This is a genomic window from Streptomyces sp. NPDC086787 (genome assembly GCF_044745865.1).
GTDB lineage: Bacteria > Actinomycetota > Actinomycetes > Streptomycetales > Streptomycetaceae > Streptomyces.
Map to the genome: position 1 here is coordinate 508,700 of NZ_JBIVBC010000002.1, position 17,684 is coordinate 526,383.

At 73.1% G+C, this 17,684-nt stretch carries 18 protein-coding genes and 1 riboswitch; of the genes, 10 read left to right on the forward strand and 8 right to left on the reverse strand.

Annotated features, from left to right (window positions below; genetic code table 11):
- Positions 1-73: 73 nt before the first annotated feature.
- The 5 genes from ACIPK3_RS08530 (at position 74) to ACIPK3_RS08550 (ending at position 4,704) form a co-directional block, all read left to right on the forward strand.
- Positions 74-1,222: an FAD-dependent oxidoreductase gene (locus ACIPK3_RS08530; protein ID WP_402567431.1), complete on the forward strand. Its 1,149-nt coding sequence runs from the start codon at positions 74-76 to the stop codon at positions 1,220-1,222.
- A 195-nt stretch (positions 1,223-1,417) separates the two neighbouring features.
- Positions 1,418-3,055 (forward strand): sigma-70 family RNA polymerase sigma factor, encoded by a 1,638-nt coding sequence (locus tag ACIPK3_RS08535; RefSeq protein WP_402567433.1) that lies wholly within the window; start codon positions 1,418-1,420, stop codon positions 3,053-3,055.
- A 55-nt stretch (positions 3,056-3,110) separates the two neighbouring features.
- Positions 3,111-3,259, forward strand: a riboswitch (cobalamin riboswitch).
- Positions 3,260-3,294: 35 nt separating this feature from the next.
- Positions 3,295-3,516 (forward strand): CbtB-domain containing protein, encoded by a 222-nt coding sequence (locus ACIPK3_RS08540; RefSeq protein ID WP_402567435.1) that lies wholly within the window; start codon positions 3,295-3,297, stop codon positions 3,514-3,516.
- Positions 3,517-3,537: 21 nt separating this feature from the next.
- Positions 3,538-4,290, forward strand: a complete 753-nt coding sequence (locus tag ACIPK3_RS08545; RefSeq protein WP_402567437.1) for a CbtA family protein — start codon at positions 3,538-3,540, stop codon at positions 4,288-4,290.
- Positions 4,291-4,383: 93 nt separating this feature from the next.
- The gene (locus ACIPK3_RS08550) at positions 4,384-4,704 is read left to right on the forward strand and encodes a hypothetical protein (protein ID WP_402567439.1); all 321 of its coding nucleotides are present in this window, start codon (positions 4,384-4,386) and stop codon (positions 4,702-4,704) included.
- 11 nt (positions 4,705-4,715) lie between these two features.
- Here the strand turns inward: ACIPK3_RS08550 and ACIPK3_RS08555 are convergent, their stop codons facing one another.
- Complete coding sequence (locus tag ACIPK3_RS08555; protein WP_402567440.1) at positions 4,716-5,306, reverse strand: histidine phosphatase family protein; 591 nt, start codon at positions 5,304-5,306, stop codon at positions 4,716-4,718.
- Positions 5,307-5,397: 91 nt separating this feature from the next.
- A complete protein-coding gene (locus tag ACIPK3_RS08560; protein ID WP_402567861.1) occupies positions 5,398-6,300 on the reverse strand; it encodes a DMT family transporter in 903 nt (300 codons plus the stop codon).
- A 191-nt stretch (positions 6,301-6,491) separates the two neighbouring features.
- Here ACIPK3_RS08560 and ACIPK3_RS08565 point away from each other — a divergent pair, with 191 nt between their 5' ends.
- Complete coding sequence (locus tag ACIPK3_RS08565; protein ID WP_402567442.1) at positions 6,492-7,433, forward strand: Dyp-type peroxidase; 942 nt, start codon at positions 6,492-6,494, stop codon at positions 7,431-7,433.
- A 63-nt stretch (positions 7,434-7,496) separates the two neighbouring features.
- Positions 7,497-10,907 (forward strand): hypothetical protein, encoded by a 3,411-nt coding sequence (locus ACIPK3_RS08570; protein WP_402567443.1) that lies wholly within the window; start codon positions 7,497-7,499, stop codon positions 10,905-10,907.
- 33 nt (positions 10,908-10,940) lie between these two features.
- On the opposite strand, the gene ACIPK3_RS08575 is transcribed toward ACIPK3_RS08570, so the two are convergent.
- The 3 genes from ACIPK3_RS08575 to ACIPK3_RS08585 all read right to left on the reverse strand — a co-directional run bounded on the left by ACIPK3_RS08575 (position 10,941) and on the right by ACIPK3_RS08585 (position 12,789).
- Positions 10,941-11,243, reverse strand: a complete 303-nt coding sequence (locus ACIPK3_RS08575; RefSeq protein WP_402567445.1) for a hypothetical protein — start codon at positions 11,241-11,243, stop codon at positions 10,941-10,943.
- A complete protein-coding gene (locus tag ACIPK3_RS08580; RefSeq protein WP_402567447.1) occupies positions 11,240-11,875 on the reverse strand; it encodes an AAA family ATPase in 636 nt (211 codons plus the stop codon). The genes ACIPK3_RS08575 and ACIPK3_RS08580 overlap by 4 nt, the downstream gene beginning before the upstream one ends.
- Before the next feature lie 86 nt (positions 11,876-11,961).
- The gene (locus ACIPK3_RS08585; RefSeq protein ID WP_402567449.1) at positions 11,962-12,789 is read right to left on the reverse strand and encodes a thioesterase II family protein; all 828 of its coding nucleotides are present in this window, start codon (positions 12,787-12,789) and stop codon (positions 11,962-11,964) included.
- Between the two features lie 137 nt (positions 12,790-12,926).
- Between ACIPK3_RS08585 and ACIPK3_RS08590 the strand changes: the two genes are divergently transcribed.
- Together ACIPK3_RS08590 and galE are read left to right on the forward strand one after the other, a co-directional pair.
- A complete protein-coding gene (locus ACIPK3_RS08590) occupies positions 12,927-13,844 on the forward strand; it encodes a PfkB family carbohydrate kinase (protein ID WP_402567450.1) in 918 nt (305 codons plus the stop codon).
- A 63-nt stretch (positions 13,845-13,907) separates the two neighbouring features.
- Complete coding sequence (galE, locus tag ACIPK3_RS08595) at positions 13,908-14,903, forward strand: UDP-glucose 4-epimerase GalE (RefSeq protein WP_402567451.1); 996 nt, start codon at positions 13,908-13,910, stop codon at positions 14,901-14,903.
- Between the two features lie 54 nt (positions 14,904-14,957).
- Here the strand turns inward: galE and ACIPK3_RS08600 are convergent, their stop codons facing one another.
- On the reverse strand, positions 14,958-15,806 hold the full coding sequence (locus ACIPK3_RS08600; RefSeq protein WP_402567453.1) for an SDR family NAD(P)-dependent oxidoreductase: 849 nt from the start codon (positions 15,804-15,806) through the stop codon (positions 14,958-14,960).
- Positions 15,807-15,912: 106 nt separating this feature from the next.
- Here ACIPK3_RS08600 and ACIPK3_RS08605 point away from each other — a divergent pair, with 106 nt between their 5' ends.
- Positions 15,913-16,344: a MarR family winged helix-turn-helix transcriptional regulator gene (locus ACIPK3_RS08605; protein WP_402567455.1), complete on the forward strand. Its 432-nt coding sequence runs from the start codon at positions 15,913-15,915 to the stop codon at positions 16,342-16,344.
- Between the two features lie 67 nt (positions 16,345-16,411).
- Here ACIPK3_RS08605 and ACIPK3_RS08610 read toward each other — a convergent pair whose 3' ends face one another.
- Both ACIPK3_RS08610 and ACIPK3_RS08615 read right to left on the reverse strand, forming a co-directional pair.
- Positions 16,412-17,008: an HD domain-containing protein gene (locus tag ACIPK3_RS08610; protein WP_402567456.1), complete on the reverse strand. Its 597-nt coding sequence runs from the start codon at positions 17,006-17,008 to the stop codon at positions 16,412-16,414.
- 114 nt (positions 17,009-17,122) lie between these two features.
- A complete protein-coding gene (locus ACIPK3_RS08615) occupies positions 17,123-17,443 on the reverse strand; it encodes a GYD domain-containing protein (RefSeq protein ID WP_402567458.1) in 321 nt (106 codons plus the stop codon).
- Positions 17,444-17,684 lie beyond the last annotated feature (241 nt).

The following is a 17,684-nucleotide window of genomic DNA, read 5'->3' on the forward strand; positions in this document are numbered from 1 at the left end:
ACCATCCTCCGTTTCGGATTTTCGAAACCTCCCTTGATCCCCGAAACATCCCTGAGAGAAGGGACTCCTCGCCATGTCCGCATCCAGCCCCCGCATCGCGATCGTCGGAGCCGGCCCCGGCGGCCTCGTCTGCGCCCGCGTCCTGCAACAGCACGGCATCCCGGTGTCCGTCCACGACCTCGACGCGTCCCGCACCGCCCGCGACCAGGGCGGCACCCTCGACATGCATCCCGAATCCGGCCAACAGGCGCTGCGCGCCGCCGGTCTCTGGGAGCAGTTCCTCGAACTGGCCAGGCCCGAAGGCCAGCAGATGCGTCTCGCCGGCCGTGACGGCCGGATCCTCTTCGACGCGACCCCGCCCGAGGCGGGCACCGACGAAGGCAGCCCGGAGATCGACCGCGGTCGGCTGCGCGACCTCCTGCTCGACTCCCTCGCGCCCGGCACCGTCCGTTGGAGCCATCGGCTCACCCGGGCCGAACCGCTGGGCGGGGGCACCCACCGGCTGCACTTCTCGGGCGGCGACACCGCCGACGTCGACCTCGTCGTCGGCGCCGACGGCGCCTGGTCCAGGGTCCGCCGCCTGCTGAGCGAAGCCGTGCCCGTCTACACCGGCGTCACCTTCGTCGAAACGGGGCTCGACGACGCCGACCACCGCCACCCGGCACTCGCCGCCCTCGCCGGCGAAGGCACCATGATGGCTCTCGACGACAACCAGGGCTTCGTCGCCCAGCGGAACGGCGGCGGCCACATCCGTGTCTACGTCGGGATGCGCACCGACGAGGACTGGCACCAGCGCCGGGGCGTGGACCTGGCCGACGCCGACGCCGTACGCGACGCGCTCCTCAAGGCGTTCACCGGCTGGAGCGACGACCTGCTCGGGTTCATCACCGAAACCGACACCGGCTACGTCAACCGGCCCCTGTACGCCCTGCCCGTCCCGCACACCTGGGAGCACACCCCCGGGGTGACCCTCCTGGGTGACGCCGCGCACGTCATGTCGCCGTTCTCCGGCATGGGCGCCAACCTCGCCATGCTCGACGGTGCCGACCTCGCCCGTGCCCTCGCCGCCGGACCCACCCTCGACGATGCCGTCACCGCCTACGAGAGCGTCCTGCTGCCGCGGTCCGCCGAGGCCGCCGAGGGAGCCGCCGAGGGCATCGACGGCGCCTTCGCGCCCGACGGCGCCGAACAGGCCCTCGCCCACATGACCCGGCATCACTGAACGGTCCGACCGTCGACCGGGGTGTGACGTGCACAACACCCTATGGAGGGCATACCGGTACGAAGGCTCCCAACTCCCTCCCTGATGTGAGCAACCCCCGAACTACTGTCCCAAGAACTGTTATCGGGGACGCTCGTGGAGGTCTCCCAGTCATCGGACATCATCGTCGGGCGTCAAGGACAGGGAAGTCTTCTTATGAGCACACAGGACATGGTGAACTCGGCCGCACTCGTCGCCGCCGCCCGCGAGGGCGACCAGGCGGCGCAGGACGCGCTGGTCAACGCGTACCTGCCGCTCGTGTACAACGTCGTGGGCCGGGCCCTGAACGGCTCGGTCGACGTCGACGACGTCGTACAGGACACCATGCTGCGGGCCCTGAACGGGCTGGGCGGCCTGCGTGACCCGGAGAACTTCCGCTCCTGGCTCGTGGCCATCGCCATGAACCGCGTCCGGGCGCACTGGCAGGACCGCCAGTTGGCCCCGGGTGCCGTGGAGGAGGCCGCCGAGTCCGCGGACCCCGGCGCCGACTTCGTGGACCTGACCATGCTGCGGCTGCAACTGTCCGGGCAGCGCCAGGAGACCGCCCGCGCGACCCGCTGGCTGGAGCCCGACGACCAGAGCCTGCTGTCCCTGTGGTGGCTGGAGTGCGCCGGCGAACTGACCCGCGCGGAGGTCGCGCAGGCCCTGGAACTGTCCCCGCAGCACACCGCGGTGCAGGTGCAGCGGATGAAGGCACAGCTCGACGCGGCGCGAGTCGTCGTACGAGCCCTCGAGGCGCAGCCGCCCTGCGAGGAACTGCGCGGCATGCTGGGCACCTGGGACGGCCGGCCCTCCGCGCTGTGGCGCAAGCGAATAGCCCGCCACGCCCGCGACTGCGTGAGCTGCGCGGGCCGGTGGAGCGGACTCATGCCCGTCGAGGGCCTGCTCGCCGGCCTGGCGCTGGTCCCGGTGACCGCCGCGCTGCTGGCGGGCGCGCGGGCCGGCCTCGGCGCGACGGCCCCGGTGGCCGCAACAACGGCGCTGGGCGCGACGGGCGGTCCCGCCGGGGGCGGCAGGGCCGCCGCCAGGCGCCGCTCCGACGGCGGTCAGACGACCTCCCGGGCAGCGGCGCGCAGGCAGCGCCGCAACCGGCAGCGGGCCCTCGGCGGCGCGGTCGCCGCGGCCTGCCTGCTCGGCACCGGCATCTGGTACTTCGGCACGGATCCCGGCACCGGGACGGACACCGCGGCCAAGACGCCCACCACACCGCTCGCGGAGATCGAGGCGGCCGACGCCCCGGCGACCTCCCCCGTACCGTCGGCGTCGCCGTCCGTGTCCTCCTCGCCCTCCGCCTCCCCGTCGAAGAGCCCGAGTTCCTCCCCGACCGCCCGCAGGACCAGGACCGCCCCCAAGCCCGCGAAGCCCGCCACCCCGTCGCGCCGGTCCAGCACCACGACCACGCAGTCGGCCCCCGCGGGAACCGTCGGCCAGGTCATCGCGCTGGTCAACAAGGAGCGCTCGGCCGCCGGCTGCGGCCCGGTCACCGACAACTCCCAGCTGCGCGACGCCGCGCAGAAGCACTCCGACGACATGGCCGCACGCGGCTTCTTCGACCACACCAACCCCGACGGCAAGGGCCCCGGCGAGCGCATCACCGCCGCCGGCTACCGCTGGTCCACGTACGGCGAGAACATCGCCGCGGGCCAGCAGACCCCGGCGTCGGTGATGGACGCCTGGATGCACAGCTCCGGCCACCGCGCCAACATCCTCAACTGCTCGTTCAAGGAACTCGGCGTCGGCGTGCACAACGGGTCCGGCGGACCGTGGTGGACGCAGGACTTCGGCGCCAAGTAGCACTGCTCCTCGGAGAGGAAGATCACGTGACGCGGGCGCGGTCTTGGCCGTGCCCGCGTCACGCGGTACGGTCGGTCCGATATCGACGACGGCGAGACGGAAGCCGGTGTGAGTCCGGCACGGTCGCGCCACTGTGAGCGAGACGCCCCAGTTCTCTGGAGCACCTTGTGAGTCAGACCCGTGGCCGTCGTCATGTGCACCACCGAGATGGGACGCGAACTCCCAGAGGAGGTCCTGCCATGGCGCAGACCGTCGCCCAGCCGACAGCCAACACCCCCGCCGTTCCCGCCACGCTGCCGCTGAAGGCAATAGCACCCTGGGCGGTCTTCTTCGGCGTCCTCATGCTCGTCCTGCTCTACTTCGTCGGCGCCGAACAGGGCGCCACCTCCGTGATCAACGGCACGGACGTCCATGAGTGGGTTCACGACGCCCGCCACCTGCTCGGCTTCCCCTGCCACTGACCCGAGGGACGCCGCACCATCATGAACTCCGCAACCGTGCGCAACCTTCTCGTCCGGGGCATGCTCGCCGGCCTGGCGGCCGGCGTGCTCGCCCTGATCGTGGCCTACTTCCTCGGTGAGCCGAACGTCGACAGCGCGATCAGCTTCGAGGACGCCCACTCCCACGAGCACGAGATGGAAGTCGTCTCCCGCTCCCTCCAGTCCACCGCCGGACTCGCCACCGGTGTCCTGGTCTACGGCGTGGCCTTCGGCGGCATCGCCGCGCTCGCCTTCTGCTTCGCGCTCGGCCGCATCGGCCGCTTCAGCCCCCGGGCGAGCGCGCTGCTGCTCTCCGGCTGCGCGCTGCTGGCCGTGTATGTCGTGCCGTTCCTGAAGTACCCGGCCAACCCGCCGTCGGTCGGCGACCCCGACACCATCTCCAAGCGGACCACGCTCTACTTCCTGATGATGGCGCTCAGCGCGCTGCTGGCCGTGGCCGCCACCATCCTGGGCAAGCGGCTCGCGCCCGCACTGGGCAACTGGTGGGCCACCGTGACCGCGGTGACCGCGTTCGCCGTGGTGATCGGGCTGGCGTTCGCCTTCCTGCCGGTCATCAACGAGGTGCCGAAGGACTTCCCGGCCGCCCTGCTGTGGCGGTTCCGGCTCTCGGCGCTGGCCATCCAGGCCGTGCTGTGGGGCGGATTCGGCCTGCTCTTCGGCGAGTTGGCCGAACGGCAGCTGAACCCCAAGCCCGCGGCCGCCACGGCCGGGCGGACGGTTTCCGCCACCAACTGAGTCCTTCAGGACAGCAGAGGGCCCTTCGGAACCATCCGGGGGCCCTCTCGCGTTCTCCGGCACACAGGACAGGGCGAGGAGCGGAGGACCGAGTTGGCCAGACACCTTCAGCCGCGCCGCATCACCCTCGGAGGCCGGGAGGCGGTCGCCCTCACCGTCGAGGAATACGAGCAACTGATGGCCAGCCGACGCCAGATCGGCGGCCAGAGCGCCCGCGTCCGCGTACTCGCCCAGCAGGCCAAGCGCACCGAGCAACTCCTCCAGGACCTGGAGTCCCTCGTCGCCGCCCCGCTGGACTGCCACGAACACCCACGCGCCGCCGAACCGTGCGACACCGCTGCCGGCGCGGACTCCGCGTGCCTGCGCTGCGCGATAGCGGCTCGGCTGCGTCTCCACCGGGACCGCGATTCCTGAGCCCGTCGGCGTCAGTCGGCCGTGCCCGCGTCCGGACCGGCAAGCGGTCGCCCGAGGCGTACGTTCCAGCGTCCGGCGCGCCCACTCAGTTCGACGGCCGTCAGAGGTGGCGCGTCCAACCGCCAGAAGGCGTCCGTGGACATGCCCAGGGCGTGAACGACCACCGCCCGCACGACCTCGGGCTCGACCACCGCGAGCGTACGGCCGTCCGTCTCCAGGGTGTCGTCCAGCCAGCGTGCGACCCGCCCGCAGAGGTCCCGCACCGACTCCCCGCCGTGCGGCGCGGCGCCCGCGTCGGACAGCCACCGGGCCACGGCCTCCGGCTCCGCCGTGCCGACCTCAGTGAGGGTACGGCCCCGCCAGCGCCCCACGTCCAGGCCCGCGAGCCGCGGTTCCGGCCCGCCGTCGAGACCGAGCGCGGCGGCCGTCTCCCGGCAGCGCACGCTCGGGGAGGTGACCACGTGTGCGGCCGACGGCAGCATGCCGGCCACCGACCGTGCCCGCGCCGCGCCGGCCTCGTCGACCGGGCCGTCGTCGTCGAAGCGCGCCTGCCGAAGCGACGGCCCCGTGGCGGGCGTGATGAAGGTGACGCGACTCGTCACGTGGGGGTCCCCTCCTGCTGCCGACGGAGCACAGGTTACGGGCCGACAGCCGACAGCCGACCGTCGGCGCCGGTCCGACGCTGTTGCGTCTTCAGTTGCGCTGCGGGTCCTCCACCGTGCCGCGGCACGGTTCACGGCTCTCCTGCGCGGGCTGGGCGATGAACCGCTCCGCCTGGCTGAGCACCAGCACACCCATGACGATCAGCAGGCCGCCGAGCACCTCGGGCAGCAGCCACCAGCCCGTACGGATCCGCTCGTCGAACAGGGTGATGCCCAGCGCCAGACTGACCGTCGCGTCCCCGATGGTCAGCGCGGGCTGCGCGGCGGACAGCGGACCCGCCTGGAGGGAGTTCTCCAGGAACAGCACCGCGGCCACGCCCGTCAACGCGAATCCGTAGGTCTGCCAGGACCGCAGGAACGCCGTGAACCCCTGGTCGGCGAAGGTGCCCGTCGCCGATTTCAGCAGGGCGGCGGTCAGCGCGTTGCCCACGGCCGAGGCTCCCGCGAGGATCGCGGCGCGACGGGCCGCCGGGGTGTTCCGGCGCGCCAGGAGCAGAGCCGCGGCCATCGACCCCAGGCACAGGACCAGCGCGGGGAGCCAGCGCCCCATGGAGGCCTGGTGGGTCGCGCCGTGCGGGGCGGCGGCCGCGAGCACCAGTCCCAGCCCGCCGACCACCCCCGCCACCCCCCACCATCCCGGCCGGGACAGGCGGTGGTGCATCAGTGGGGCCGCGACCAGCAGCGCGAACGGCAGTTCCAGGATGAACAGGGGCTGCACCAGGGCGAGAGGCCCGTTGAGCAGTGCGAGGCTCTGGAACAGCGCCGCCCCCGCGACACCGGCGACGCCGATCACCCAGGCCGGGCGGCGCGCCAGCTCCAGCAGCAGTCGTAGACCACCGCGAGTGCTGGCGGACGCCGCCTTGCGCTGGAACGCGGTGCCCACGGCGTTGCTCGCGGCGCCCGCGACCGCGAACGCCGCGGCCAGCTCGATCACATCCGTCTCCTCGGTGCGGCACACGACGGCGCAGCACACCACCGCCGTACGGGCCCCGAGCCTCTTCAGCCTACGCAAGCCCGCGCCGCGCTGCGCCCCGATGGCTTCCCGCGCGGTTTTCCCCGGGGCGAAGCAGGATGGACAGGACCTGCCAGGAAGCGCCAGGGCGGCGGCGGAGCGGAGGAGGGCCTGTGGTCGAGTCCCAGCCCGTGGTGGTCCCACCGGCCAAAGCCACGGTGTTCCTCGTGGTCACCATCGACCCCGGCGGCGAGGACACCGTCCGCGACCTGCTCCCGGACCTCTCCGGGCTGCGCCGCTCCGTCGCCTTCCGCGCCCCCGACGACGAGCTGACCCAGGTCGTCGGCATCGGCTCGGCGGCCTGGGACCGGCTCTTCGGCGGACCCCGTCCACGGGACCTGCACCCGTTCGTGGAGCTGCGGGGCGAGCGCCACCGGGCGCCCACCACACCGGGGGACCTGCTCTTCCACGTACGGGCCCGCCGAATGGACCTGTGCTTCGAACTCGCCCGGCTCATCACGGACCGGCTGCGCGGCGCGGTCACGGTGACCGACGAGGTCCACGCCTTCAAGTACTTCGACGAGCGCGATCTGCTCGGGTTCGTCGACGGCAGCGAGAACGCCGAGGGCCCGCTCGCGGACGAGGCGGTGTTCGTCGGCGACGAGGACCCCGGCTTCGCGGGCGGCAGCTATGTGATCGTGCAGAAGTACCTGCACGACCTGGCGGCGTGGAACGCCCTGCCGGCCGAGCGGCAGGAGGACGCCGTGGGGCGGACGAAGCTCACCAACGTCGAACTCCCCGACGACGTGAAGCCCGCCGACTCCCACGTGGCCCTGACCACCATCACGGACGAGAACGGCGACGAGCGCAAGATCATTCGAGAGAACATGCCGTTCGGTACACTCGGCGACGGTGAGTTCGGCACCTACTTCATCGGCTACGCCCGCACCCCCGACGTGACCGAACGGATGCTGCGGAACATGTTCCTCGGCGACGGCCGGGCGGCGCACGACCGCATCCTCGACTTCTCGACCGCGATGACGGGCTGTCTGTTCCACGTCCCCACGGCCACGTTCCTCGACGATCCGCCCGCCGCTCCCACGCCCGAGGGCTGACCGGCGTCGTGGCCGCCCTGTCATTCGATCGCCCGAGCGGATCCCGCCCGACACAATCGGCGCATGCTGAGCACCGCGGAGCATCTGCTCTCCGCACTCGAACCGCTGGCCTTCCCCGAGCGCCTCACGCTGACCGCGCGGACAGCCCGCGCACTCGCGGACGACGGTCGGCTCGCCCCGCTGCTCGCGGACCTCGACGCGGGGGGTACCTACGAGCGGCGGCTCGGCGCGCTGGCCGCCCTCGCCGGAGGAGACACCGGGTTCCTCACGGAGCGGCTGGCCGACCCCGACCGGGTCGTCGCCGGGTACGCCCTGCGCGCGGCGCGGCCGGCGGCCGTACCGGACGCGACGGTGGAGGCGGCGTACGAAGACGCGCCCGCCGCACTGCGCGGCAACCTCGCGCGACTGCTCCTCTCGGGCGGCCGTACGGAACTCGCGGAGCGGCTGGTCGTCCGGCTGCGTGACCAGTGGGGCGACGCCGAGGCCGCACGACTGCTGCCGGCCTGCTCCACCGCCTTCGTGGCCCGGGAACTGCCCGACCTCGCGCACGCCGTCGACGGCTGGACGCGGCTCGCACGCCGCCACCCCGACCCGGTGCTCGGCCATGCCGAGACGGCTCTCGCCGACCGGGTCACCGGACACCAGCGTCAGGAGTGGTGGCGCGTGCACGCCACGACGGCCGCCGCGCTCGCACCCTCGCGCCCCGAGGGGCTGCTCGCCCTGCTGGAGGGATACGGCCCCGACACACTGACCCCGCCGCTCGTCAGGGCGCTCGGCCCGCTCGTCGCCACCGACGCCGAGCGCGTCGTCCGCTGGCTCACCTCACCCGAGCGCAGTCCCAGCCGCCACGAGCCCTGCCCACCGCCCGGCGTGCTGCGCGCACTGGTACGCGCCGCCCCCGAGTCACTGCCCGTGCTGGGCTGGCACTGGCTGCGTCGCAGCCACCACTTCGCCGCGCTCCTGAAGGCCATGGCCCCCGGCAGGCGCCCCGCCTTCCTGGACGCGGTCACCGCCTTCGGGTCTCCCCAGGGCGCGGCTCCGACGGTCCTCGAACTGCTGCCCCGCGAGCGCCGCTGGGCCGAAGTGCGCAGGGAGGCCGCCGAGTTCACCGGTGAACCCCACAACTGGTGGGACGAGACGGACACGCTCGCCCACGGCCCGTTCGCCGAGGCTCGCCCGGTGCTGCTCGACGCCGTCCGCCGGTCGGACGCCGACGACCGGGCCTGCGCCTGGCGGTTCCTGGTGCAGTGCGCCGGCCGGGACGGCAGCCGCACGGCCATCACCGCGACGCTGGCCGCGGCAGCGCGACTGCGCAACGATCAGGACCTGGTGCGACGCGAGGCGCTCGACGCGCTCGCCGAGGCCCACCCACGGGTGTTCGCCGCCGAGGACGCGGCGCCGCTGGACCGCATCGCCGGCGACGCCCTCGAAGCACGGGACGTCTCGGACCAGAGCCTGGTGGCACTGCGCTCACTCGCCGTGCGCGTCCTCGTCGAACACGTCACGGACGACGACGAGCACGGCGCCGGCGAGGCGACGGCCCTGCGGGACTGGGCGCTGCGCACCATGGAACGCATCACGGGCCGGGTCGGCGTGCCCGACCTCGGGCCGCTGCACCGGGTGCTGCGACGAGGCCAGGAGCGGCAGGTGTTCGAGGCGCTCCGGCCCTGGCTGGACGCCGGCGCGCGACGGGCCGACTTCCGCCTGCTGCTGGCCCTCGCCGCAGCGCTGGGCCCGCGTGCCCGGCGTCTGCCCGGCCTCCAGGACATGCTGGTCAGGGCCCTGGAACACGGCGACGACCCAACCTTCGAGGCGGCCGCCGCCCTGTGGCTCGCCGCACCCGCCACACGCGGCGAACGCGTCGCACGGATCATCGCGCTCGAACCGTCGGCGGTCGTCCTCGGCCCGGTACTGCGCGTGCTCACCCGGTGGCGCACCGACCTGCTGGACCCGCTGCTGGACGACACTCCGCCGTACGGTCGCTTCCTGGCGCGCGGCGCCCGCCGCCCGCTGCCCGACCTCGAAGACAGCGGCCGCTGGCTGCCCCGCCAGCGGCGCGCGGCGGCAGGGCTCGCCGCACGGGCAGCCGCGGACCACTCGCTGCCGCTCGACGACCGGGCCGCCCTGATCAGGGCCGCGGCGCCGGTCCCGGAACTCGGCTTCGCCCTCGCGCTCCAGCACGCGGACGCCTCCGACGTCGTCCTCGCCGAGGCGGCCCTCGGCGCGCTCTCCTGGACCGACCGGCCCGAGGAAGCCCTGCCGGTGCTGCTGCGGCACGCGGGCGGCGACCGGGCCCGGGTCGCCGGGCACGCGGCCGCCCGCGCCGCCCGCTTCACTGCCCCGTCCCGACTCGCCGTCTCCCTGGCCGGGCTGCTGACCGCAGGGCAGCCCGCGAAGGTGACCACCCGCAAGGAGGCCGCACGGCTGGCGGTCCGCTTCCTGCCGTCGCGGCAGGCGTCGGCCCTGCTGGCGGACGCCTTCCACGCCGCCGACAGCCATCCGGACGTGCGGACCGCCGTGGTCCGCGCGCTGCCGCCGCTGCTCGGCGAACCCGCGAGCCGAAGCCTCCTCGCCGACGCCGCCCGCGACGACGCCCAGTCCGTACGTGGCGCCCTGATGGAGGTCAGCCCCTGGGAGGTGGCCGAGGCACACCGCCGCGCGTACGCCAGCGCCGTCGGCACGGCCTACGACACCTCCCTCGCGCTCGACGGCTCCCTCGGCCACTCGATGACGCTGGGCGCGGGGCAGTGGTGCCGGTACGAGCCCGAACTCAGGCTCCGGCTCTCCCGCGCCGTCTGCGACCTGGACGACCGCACCGGCTGGAACCACGCGGCGTCGGCGCTGAGCGCGCTGCTCGGCTCCGGGCTGCCGCATCCCCTGGGCGGCGCCGCGCCGGGCAGCGTGTTCCACGGCGCGGTGGCCGGACTGCTGGCCGCGCTGCACACGTCCGACGGCGGCCGCGACGCGCTTCACGACCGTGACCTGCCGGCGCTGCAACGCCTGCGTGCGCTGGTGTCCCGCGTCGACGGCTCCGCCGTACCCCCGGAGCTGCTCGAAGCGGTCATCGCACAGCTCGCGCCGGAACCGCTGCTGGCGGCCGAACGCGCCGTACTTCAGACCGAGTTGCTCAACCGCACCACGAACCCGTCCGAACTCCACCCGCGGCTCCGGGAGCTGGCGGACATGCTGGAGGGCGCCGGTGTGCTCGCCGCGGTACGGATCTCCGGGCGGCTCTGGGCGGTCCGGACGCACTTCGCGCTGCCCGGGTACTCCGCGGCGGTGCTCGCCGCCGCCGAACGGCTGGCCCGGGACGGCGGCACGGCCGCGGGTCTGCTCGCGACCGGTCTGGTGACGCCCACGGGCGCCTTCCTTGACTGGCCCGAGGCATGGCGGTCACTGCTGCGCCTGCTGCGCGCGCACCCGCACCCCGACGTGCGCCACCAAGCCCACCAGACCGTCACGGCGAGGGAGTGACGGGCCCGTGACGACGACGGGAGAAGGCGCGCCCTACTCGCCCGAGTTCCGCGACCGCGGCCGGACCACGTCGCCCATCAGCGCCGACGCCACCACCGCCGCGTCCGCCATCACGTCCCAGCGCGTCAGCGGACGCAGCACGGCGGCCCCGGCACTGCCCAGCGCGGACACGGGCGCCGCGACCCAGCGGCTGAAGTCGTTGGAGAGCGCCGGGGACAACTCGATGGTCAACCGGACGTAGCGGGTGTGCAGTTCGGTGACCTTGGACGAGCGCTTGGCCGTGCTCTGCGGCTCGCGCCGCAGAGCGGCCCGGTAGGTGTCCTTGCGCTGGTTCATCGCGTGTCCTGACGTTTGACGAGTTCCTCCGCGAGCTCCATGTAGGCCGAGCCCTTGACCGTGACCGGTCCGCCGAACGACTGGGCGTACAGGTCGAGTCGCGGGATGTGTGTGGCCAGCACGTCGAAACCGCGCTCGGTGAGCGCCTCGCGGGCGTCGGCGTCGGGGCCGGTGCGGGTGGCGTCCGGGCGGTTGGTGCGGTTCAGCAGAACGGCGGCTCGTGCCGGTGTGGCGCGCAGGGACTGCATGTCACCCATCTCCCCGCCGATGGGGGCCATGCGGTCCAGTTCGATGGGCGCGGGCGTCACCGGAACGATCCACTCGCTCGCGTACCGCATGATGCTGCGGGCGATCTTCGCGTGGTCCTCCAGCTGCGGGGCATCGAACACGACGGCCTGCCGGTTGCCGAGGAAGTCGTTCACGCGCCGGTGCACATCGCCCACCGGAAGGGCGATCACCGGAAACGGGAACCCGCCCGCCAGTTCGCTCCAGCGCAGCGCGGAGGACGCGGGGTCGCTGTCCACCAGCAGCGGCGGGACACCCGACTCGTGGAGCGCGTGAGCCAGCCAGACCGCGCTGGTCGTCTTCCCGACTCCGGGCTTCAGGTTCACGAATGCGTAGCTGAGCAGCACAGGACCCGACGCTAGTACCCGGGGCCGCCCTCCGCCGTCGGCGAGGTCCGCCCGGTGGCGGCGTTCACCCTACGGAGTGCGTGGACTCACGCCAGGTGGGTGAGCTCACCCGCCGTGGACGCTGCTCGCCCCCGCGCCGCACACGACGGCCCGGGCACCCCGCGCACCGACGACAGGAGCCGCTCCCGTACGTCCGCGGCCAGCTCCGGCAGTGCCTCACCCAGATAGAAGTGCCCGCCCGGAAAGGACCTGGTCCCGGCCGCCGCACGGGTGCGGCGCCGCCACTCGCCCACGGACTCCTCGTCGGTGCAAGGGTCGTCGAGCCCGTGGTAGGCGAGGACCGGTGTGTCCAACGGCTCCGCGTCGACGTCGCGCCGGTAGGCCTCGATCAGCCGGAAGTCGGCCCGCACCACGGGCAGCACCATCGCGCGCAGCCCGTCGTCCGCCAGCACCTCGGGGGCGGTGCCGCCCTGCGCGAGGAGTTCGGCCGCCAGCTCGTCGTCGCTCAGCAGATGCCGGGTACGCGGGCGGAGCCGGTGCGGAGCCACCATGGCCGACACGAACAGGTACGACAGCTCGATCCCGTGACGGTCCCGCAGCAGCCGTGCCGCCTCATACCCCACGGCCGCGCCCATGCTGTGCCCGAACAGCGCCAGCGGCCGGTCCGCCAGCGGCACCAGCGCTGTGGCCACCGCCTCGGCCATCGGGGCCATCGCGGTGATCAAGGGCTCCTCGAAGCGGTCCTGCCGCCCGGGGTAGCAGACCGCGAGCACATCCACCTCGGGAGCCATCAGCCGCGGCCAGTCCCGGAAGAACGTCGGCGCGCCGCCCGCGTGCGGCAGACAGACCAGTCTCGCCTCGGCGGCCGCCGGCTCGGCCCCGTAGCGACGCAGCCAGGCGGTACTGCTGTCCATGTCGTGCCTCCGGCCGGGTCTGGGTGACGCGGCACACCCTACCGGCCACCGCACCTGGCCAGGGTCCGGACGTGATACCGATGACCTCGGAACGCGTTCCCGCTCCGGTGACGGGACCGCGGTAGGAGGTGGGGCCGGTGAGGCTGAGGCGCCCCCGGGGGCTGTTCGTCGGACTGTGCACACTCGACGTGATCCAGCTCGTGGACCATGTGCCGGGCGACGACGAGAAACTGACGGCCGCTGAGCAGGTGATCGCGGCGGGTGGTCCCGCGGCGAACGCGGCCGCGGTCTTCAGTCATCTGGGCGGCGCCGCCACGCTGCTCACGGCGGTCGGCTCCCACCCGCTGGGCGCGGCGGCCTTGTCCGACCTGGCCGGACTCGGTGTCGCCGTGTCGGATCTGACGGAGGGTTCGCCCGAGCCGCCAGCCGTGTCCACCGTCCTGGTCACGGCGTCGAGCGGGGCACGCGCGGTCGCATCGACCAACGCGGGCCGCCACCGGCTCGCCCCGCCCGCCGGGCTCGACGCGCTGGTGGCCGCGTGCGACATCGTGGAGCTCGACGGCCACCACATGGACCTCGCGGTGGCCACCGCCCGCGCCGCCCGTGCCGCGGGGCGCCCGACCCTGCTCGACGGGGGAAGCTGGAAGCACGGTGTGCCGGAGCTGCTGCCGTGGGTCGACGTGGCGGTCTGCTCGTCCGACTTCCACCCGCCCGGTGCGCGCACACCGGCCGACACCCTGCTCCTCCTGCGGGAGCACGGCGTCGCCTGGTCCGCGGTCACTCGGGGCGCGGGCCCCGTCATCTGGGCGGGTCCGGACTGCGGTGGCACGGTCGACGTCCCCCAGGTGACGGTGGTGGACACCCTGGGCGCGGGCGACGCCCTGCACGGCGCCCTCGCCCACGGCCTCGCCCTACGGGGCGCCCCGTCTCCGGGAGGCTTCCCCGACGCGCTGCGCGAGGCCGCCGTGGTGGCCTCACGGGCGTGCGCGTCGTTCGGCACACGGGCGTGGATGCGTGCGGGAGCGGCCGCGCTCCCCGACCGGTCTCTCCGCTAGCCTTGCTTCCCGTCGTCCGCTGTGGTTCGGACGTGGTTCGGAACGAGGCCGGGAGAGAACTTCGTGGTGAAGGTGCTTGTCGCCGGGGGAGCCGGTTACATCGGCAGCACTGTCGCCTCGGCCTGCCTGGACGCGGGCATCACCCCGGTGATCCTCGACAACCTCGTCCGGGGCCGCCGCGAGTTCGTCGAGGGTCGCACGTTCTACGAGGGCGACATCGCGGACGGCGCACTGGTCGACCGGATCTTCTCGGAGCACCCCGACATCTCCGCCGTGGTGCACTGCGCGGCGCTGATCGTGGTGCCCGACTCCGTCGCGGACCCGATCGCCTACTACGAGGCGAACGTGGCCAAGAGCCTGGCCTTCGTCAACCACCTGCACCGCAACGGCTGCGACCGCGTCATCTTCAGCAGCTCGGCCTCGATCTACCGTGCCGAGGACGGCTCGCCCGTCGACGAGGACTCGCCGTTGGCGCCACAGAGCCCCTACGCGCGGACCAAAGCCGTGTGCGAGGGGATGTTCGAGGACATCGCCGTGGCGGGGCCGCGTGTGCTGTCCCTTCGGTACTTCAACCCGGTCGGGGCCGACCCGGAGCTGCGTACCGGTCTCCAGCTCAAGCGGCCCAGCCATGCCCTGGGCGTGCTCATCCAGGCACATCGGGAAGGCCGTCCGTTCCCGATCACCGGGACGAACTACCCGACGCGCGACGGCTCGGGCATCCGGGACTACGTGCACGTCTGGGACCTCGCCGCGGCCCATGTCGCGGCCATCGAGCGCTTCGACTCCGTCCTCGCGAGTGCGAAGCGCTCGATCGCGATCAACTTGGGCACCGGCTCGGGCACCACCGTCCGGGAACTGTGCGCCGCGTTCAACAACGTCGTCAGCACCCCCCTGGCCACCATCGACGCCGATCCGCGACCCGGTGACGTCGCCGGCGGCTACACCAGGAGCGACCGGGCGGCCGAGCTCCTGGGGTGGACGCCGAAGCTGTCCCTGGAGGACGGCATCCGATCCGCCCTGGACTGGATTCCGGTGCGTGACGAGATGCTGAAGGACTGAGTTCCCGCTCCCGCGTCCGCCCGGATGCGCGGCCCGGGAGCGTACACGTACCGGTCAGCCGAGCCAGGCGCCCGTCAGGCCGAGGACGGCAGAGCCGTCCTGGTCGGCGAGTTTCATGGCGGTGAAGGCGCGGGCCGCGTCGGAGGTCTGGAGCCGGAAGGCGGGCTGCTCCGAGGTGAGGGCCTCGATCACGGTGGCCGCCGCCTGCGCCGGAGTCTGGGCGGCGCCGGAGAACTGCTCCATGGTGCGGGTGACGTAGCTCTCCAGCAGCGGCGCGCAGTCGCCGGCCTCGGCGAACAGGCGCTCGGGGTCGATGCCGATGTTGTTGACGAACTCGGTGGCCACGGCGCCGGGTTCGACCACGGAGACGGCCACTCCGAGCCGGGCGGCCACCGGGGCGAGAGCCTCCATGAAACCCTCCACCGCGAACTTGGCGGCGCAGTAGGCCTCGTTGAAGGGCTGCCCGACGACACCGCCGATGGACGTGACGCTGATCAGCCTGCCGCCGGACGCCCGCAGATGCGGCAGCGCGGCCTTGGTGGCCTCCACGACGCCGAAGAAGTTGACCTCCATCACGTCGCGCACATCGTCGACGGTCTCGTTCACGATCGTGCCGACATGACCGGCGCCGGCGTTGTTGACCAGCGCGTCGAGGCGGCCGTGGTCGGCGATGACGCCCTCGATCGCGGCGGCCACGGAGGCCGGCTCGGTGACGTCGAGGCGGCGGATGTCGAGCGTGACGCCGGCCCGGTCGGCCGCGTCGCGCAACGCGTCGGCCCGCTTCGGGTCACGCAGGGTGGCGACCGTGGTCCACCCGGCACGGGCGGCCGCGATCGCGGCCTCCAGACCGATGCCGGAAGACGTGCCGGTGATCAGGACGACCTTGGCGGAGTTGGAGGACATGACGTTCCTTCCGGGGGAGTACGAGGTGATGGTTGTAAATACTTATGGAGTACCACCATCTTTGTCAACCATGGTGGTGCGCAAGCAGCTGGACTAGACTCCAGCCATGGACACCCCGGACCAGCTCACCACCGAGGTAATCGCCCTCTTCGCGAAGATCACCGCCCTCTACGGCCGTGAGTACGAGACCGCCTCGGTCCACCACGGACTTACGCCGCAGCAGGTCAAGGTCCTGTTCGCGGTGGAGGAGGCACTCCCGATGCGGCGGCTCGCCGAGCGGATCGGCACCGATCCGTCGAACCTCACCGGCATGGTGGACCGGCTCCAGCAGCGGGGTCTCGTGGAGCGGGTACCGGATCCCACCGACCGGCGGATCAAGCGCATCGCCCTCACCGAGGCGGGCCGCGCGGCCGCCCAGGACCTCCGCTCCCGCCTCCGGTTCGCGCGCGACCCGCTCGTCGCCCTCGACGGAGACCAGCGGCGCTCCCTGCGCGACCTGCTTCAGGCGATGGTCGACTCACAGCAGCCCGGCGCCTGACGGCGCCGCGGCGCCGTCAGGGGCGGGCTCCTGTCGGAGGGCCGCTCGTGTCGGACGGTGTCGCCTGTCAGGCGGTGCCGCCGTGCCCCGTGGCCGCCGCGGCCACCCGTTCCACCGTCGGCCGCCAGTGGTCGAGGCCGGGTACCCGCAGGCCGACGACCTTGCCCGCGTCGTCGGCGCGGCGCAGCGCCACCGCCGAGGGGAAGTCGGGGTCCGCCTCGAAGGCGGCGACCTCCTCGGGCGTCATCACTCCGCCCTGGTGGCCGAGGGTGCGGGCGCTCTCCGGGGAGAGCGCGAGGTGCGGGTCGGTGGCCGCGAGACAGCGCTTGGCGGGAATGTGGAGCGCCACGAGGCGGGCGACGCGCCGCCCGAGCAGAGCGGACACCGCCTCGGCCGCCTGCTCCCCGTGCCCGGCCTCGTCCCCGGGCATCAGGTGGTGACCGATGTCGTGGACCAGCCCGGCCACCTGGAGTTCCTCGTCGTCCGGATACCGCTCGGCGAGGACCGCGGCCACCTGAAGGCCGTGGTCGAGGATGTCCACGGGATCACCGGACCGGTCGGGGGTGTCCCAGCTGTCCTCGCAGTCGGCGAGCAGGGACAGCAGGGCGTCCACTGAGTCGACGGCCGCCTCGTGGACCGTGGGCGATACGGGTTCTTGGCGCATGCCGCCAGGTTCCCGCGTTCGGCGGTACGGAGGGTGGACGGGAGGTGGCGCGCGGGGGGCACGCACGGCATCGCTCCGCCCCCCCTTCGCCGCAGAGGAGTGCGCCGGGCGTGGTTACGCGCCGGGGGCGCGGAAGTCGGCGTGACGGCGGGCCGCGTCGTCGATCTCCTCGAGGGTGAGCAGGGGAGTGGCCCGTGTGCGCAGGGCGCCGCTCGCCTTGACGGTGAGGCTGATGGCGGCCATGGACGTGGCATCCGGAAAGTCGGCGATGATGATGACGTCGTCCTCGCCGAAGGCGAAGTACATGGCCTCGACCGTGCCTCCGAACTGGCCGACGGCCTGCTCGACGGCGGCGCGGCGGCCGGTCCCGCCGTCCTGGAGCAGGCCCTTGGAGCCCTCCTGTGTGTAGCTGGCCTGGATAAGGAACTTCGGCATCGGGGTGCTCCCTGACCCTCGCTCGTCCGGTACGTACAAGGGCCTTCCCGTCGGCGCGCACCCGGCCACTCGCCGGTGCGGGATTCACCCGACCGCGCCCGCGCGGGGGAGCCGGCGGAGTTCGCCGTGCAGCGGTCTGGTCGTACGGGAACCGCTGGGCTACCTTCGGTAACACCTTGCCGTCGCAAGGGCACCCCGCGTACCCCCACGCCCCGTTGCCCGCTCCCGTTGCCCGCTCTCG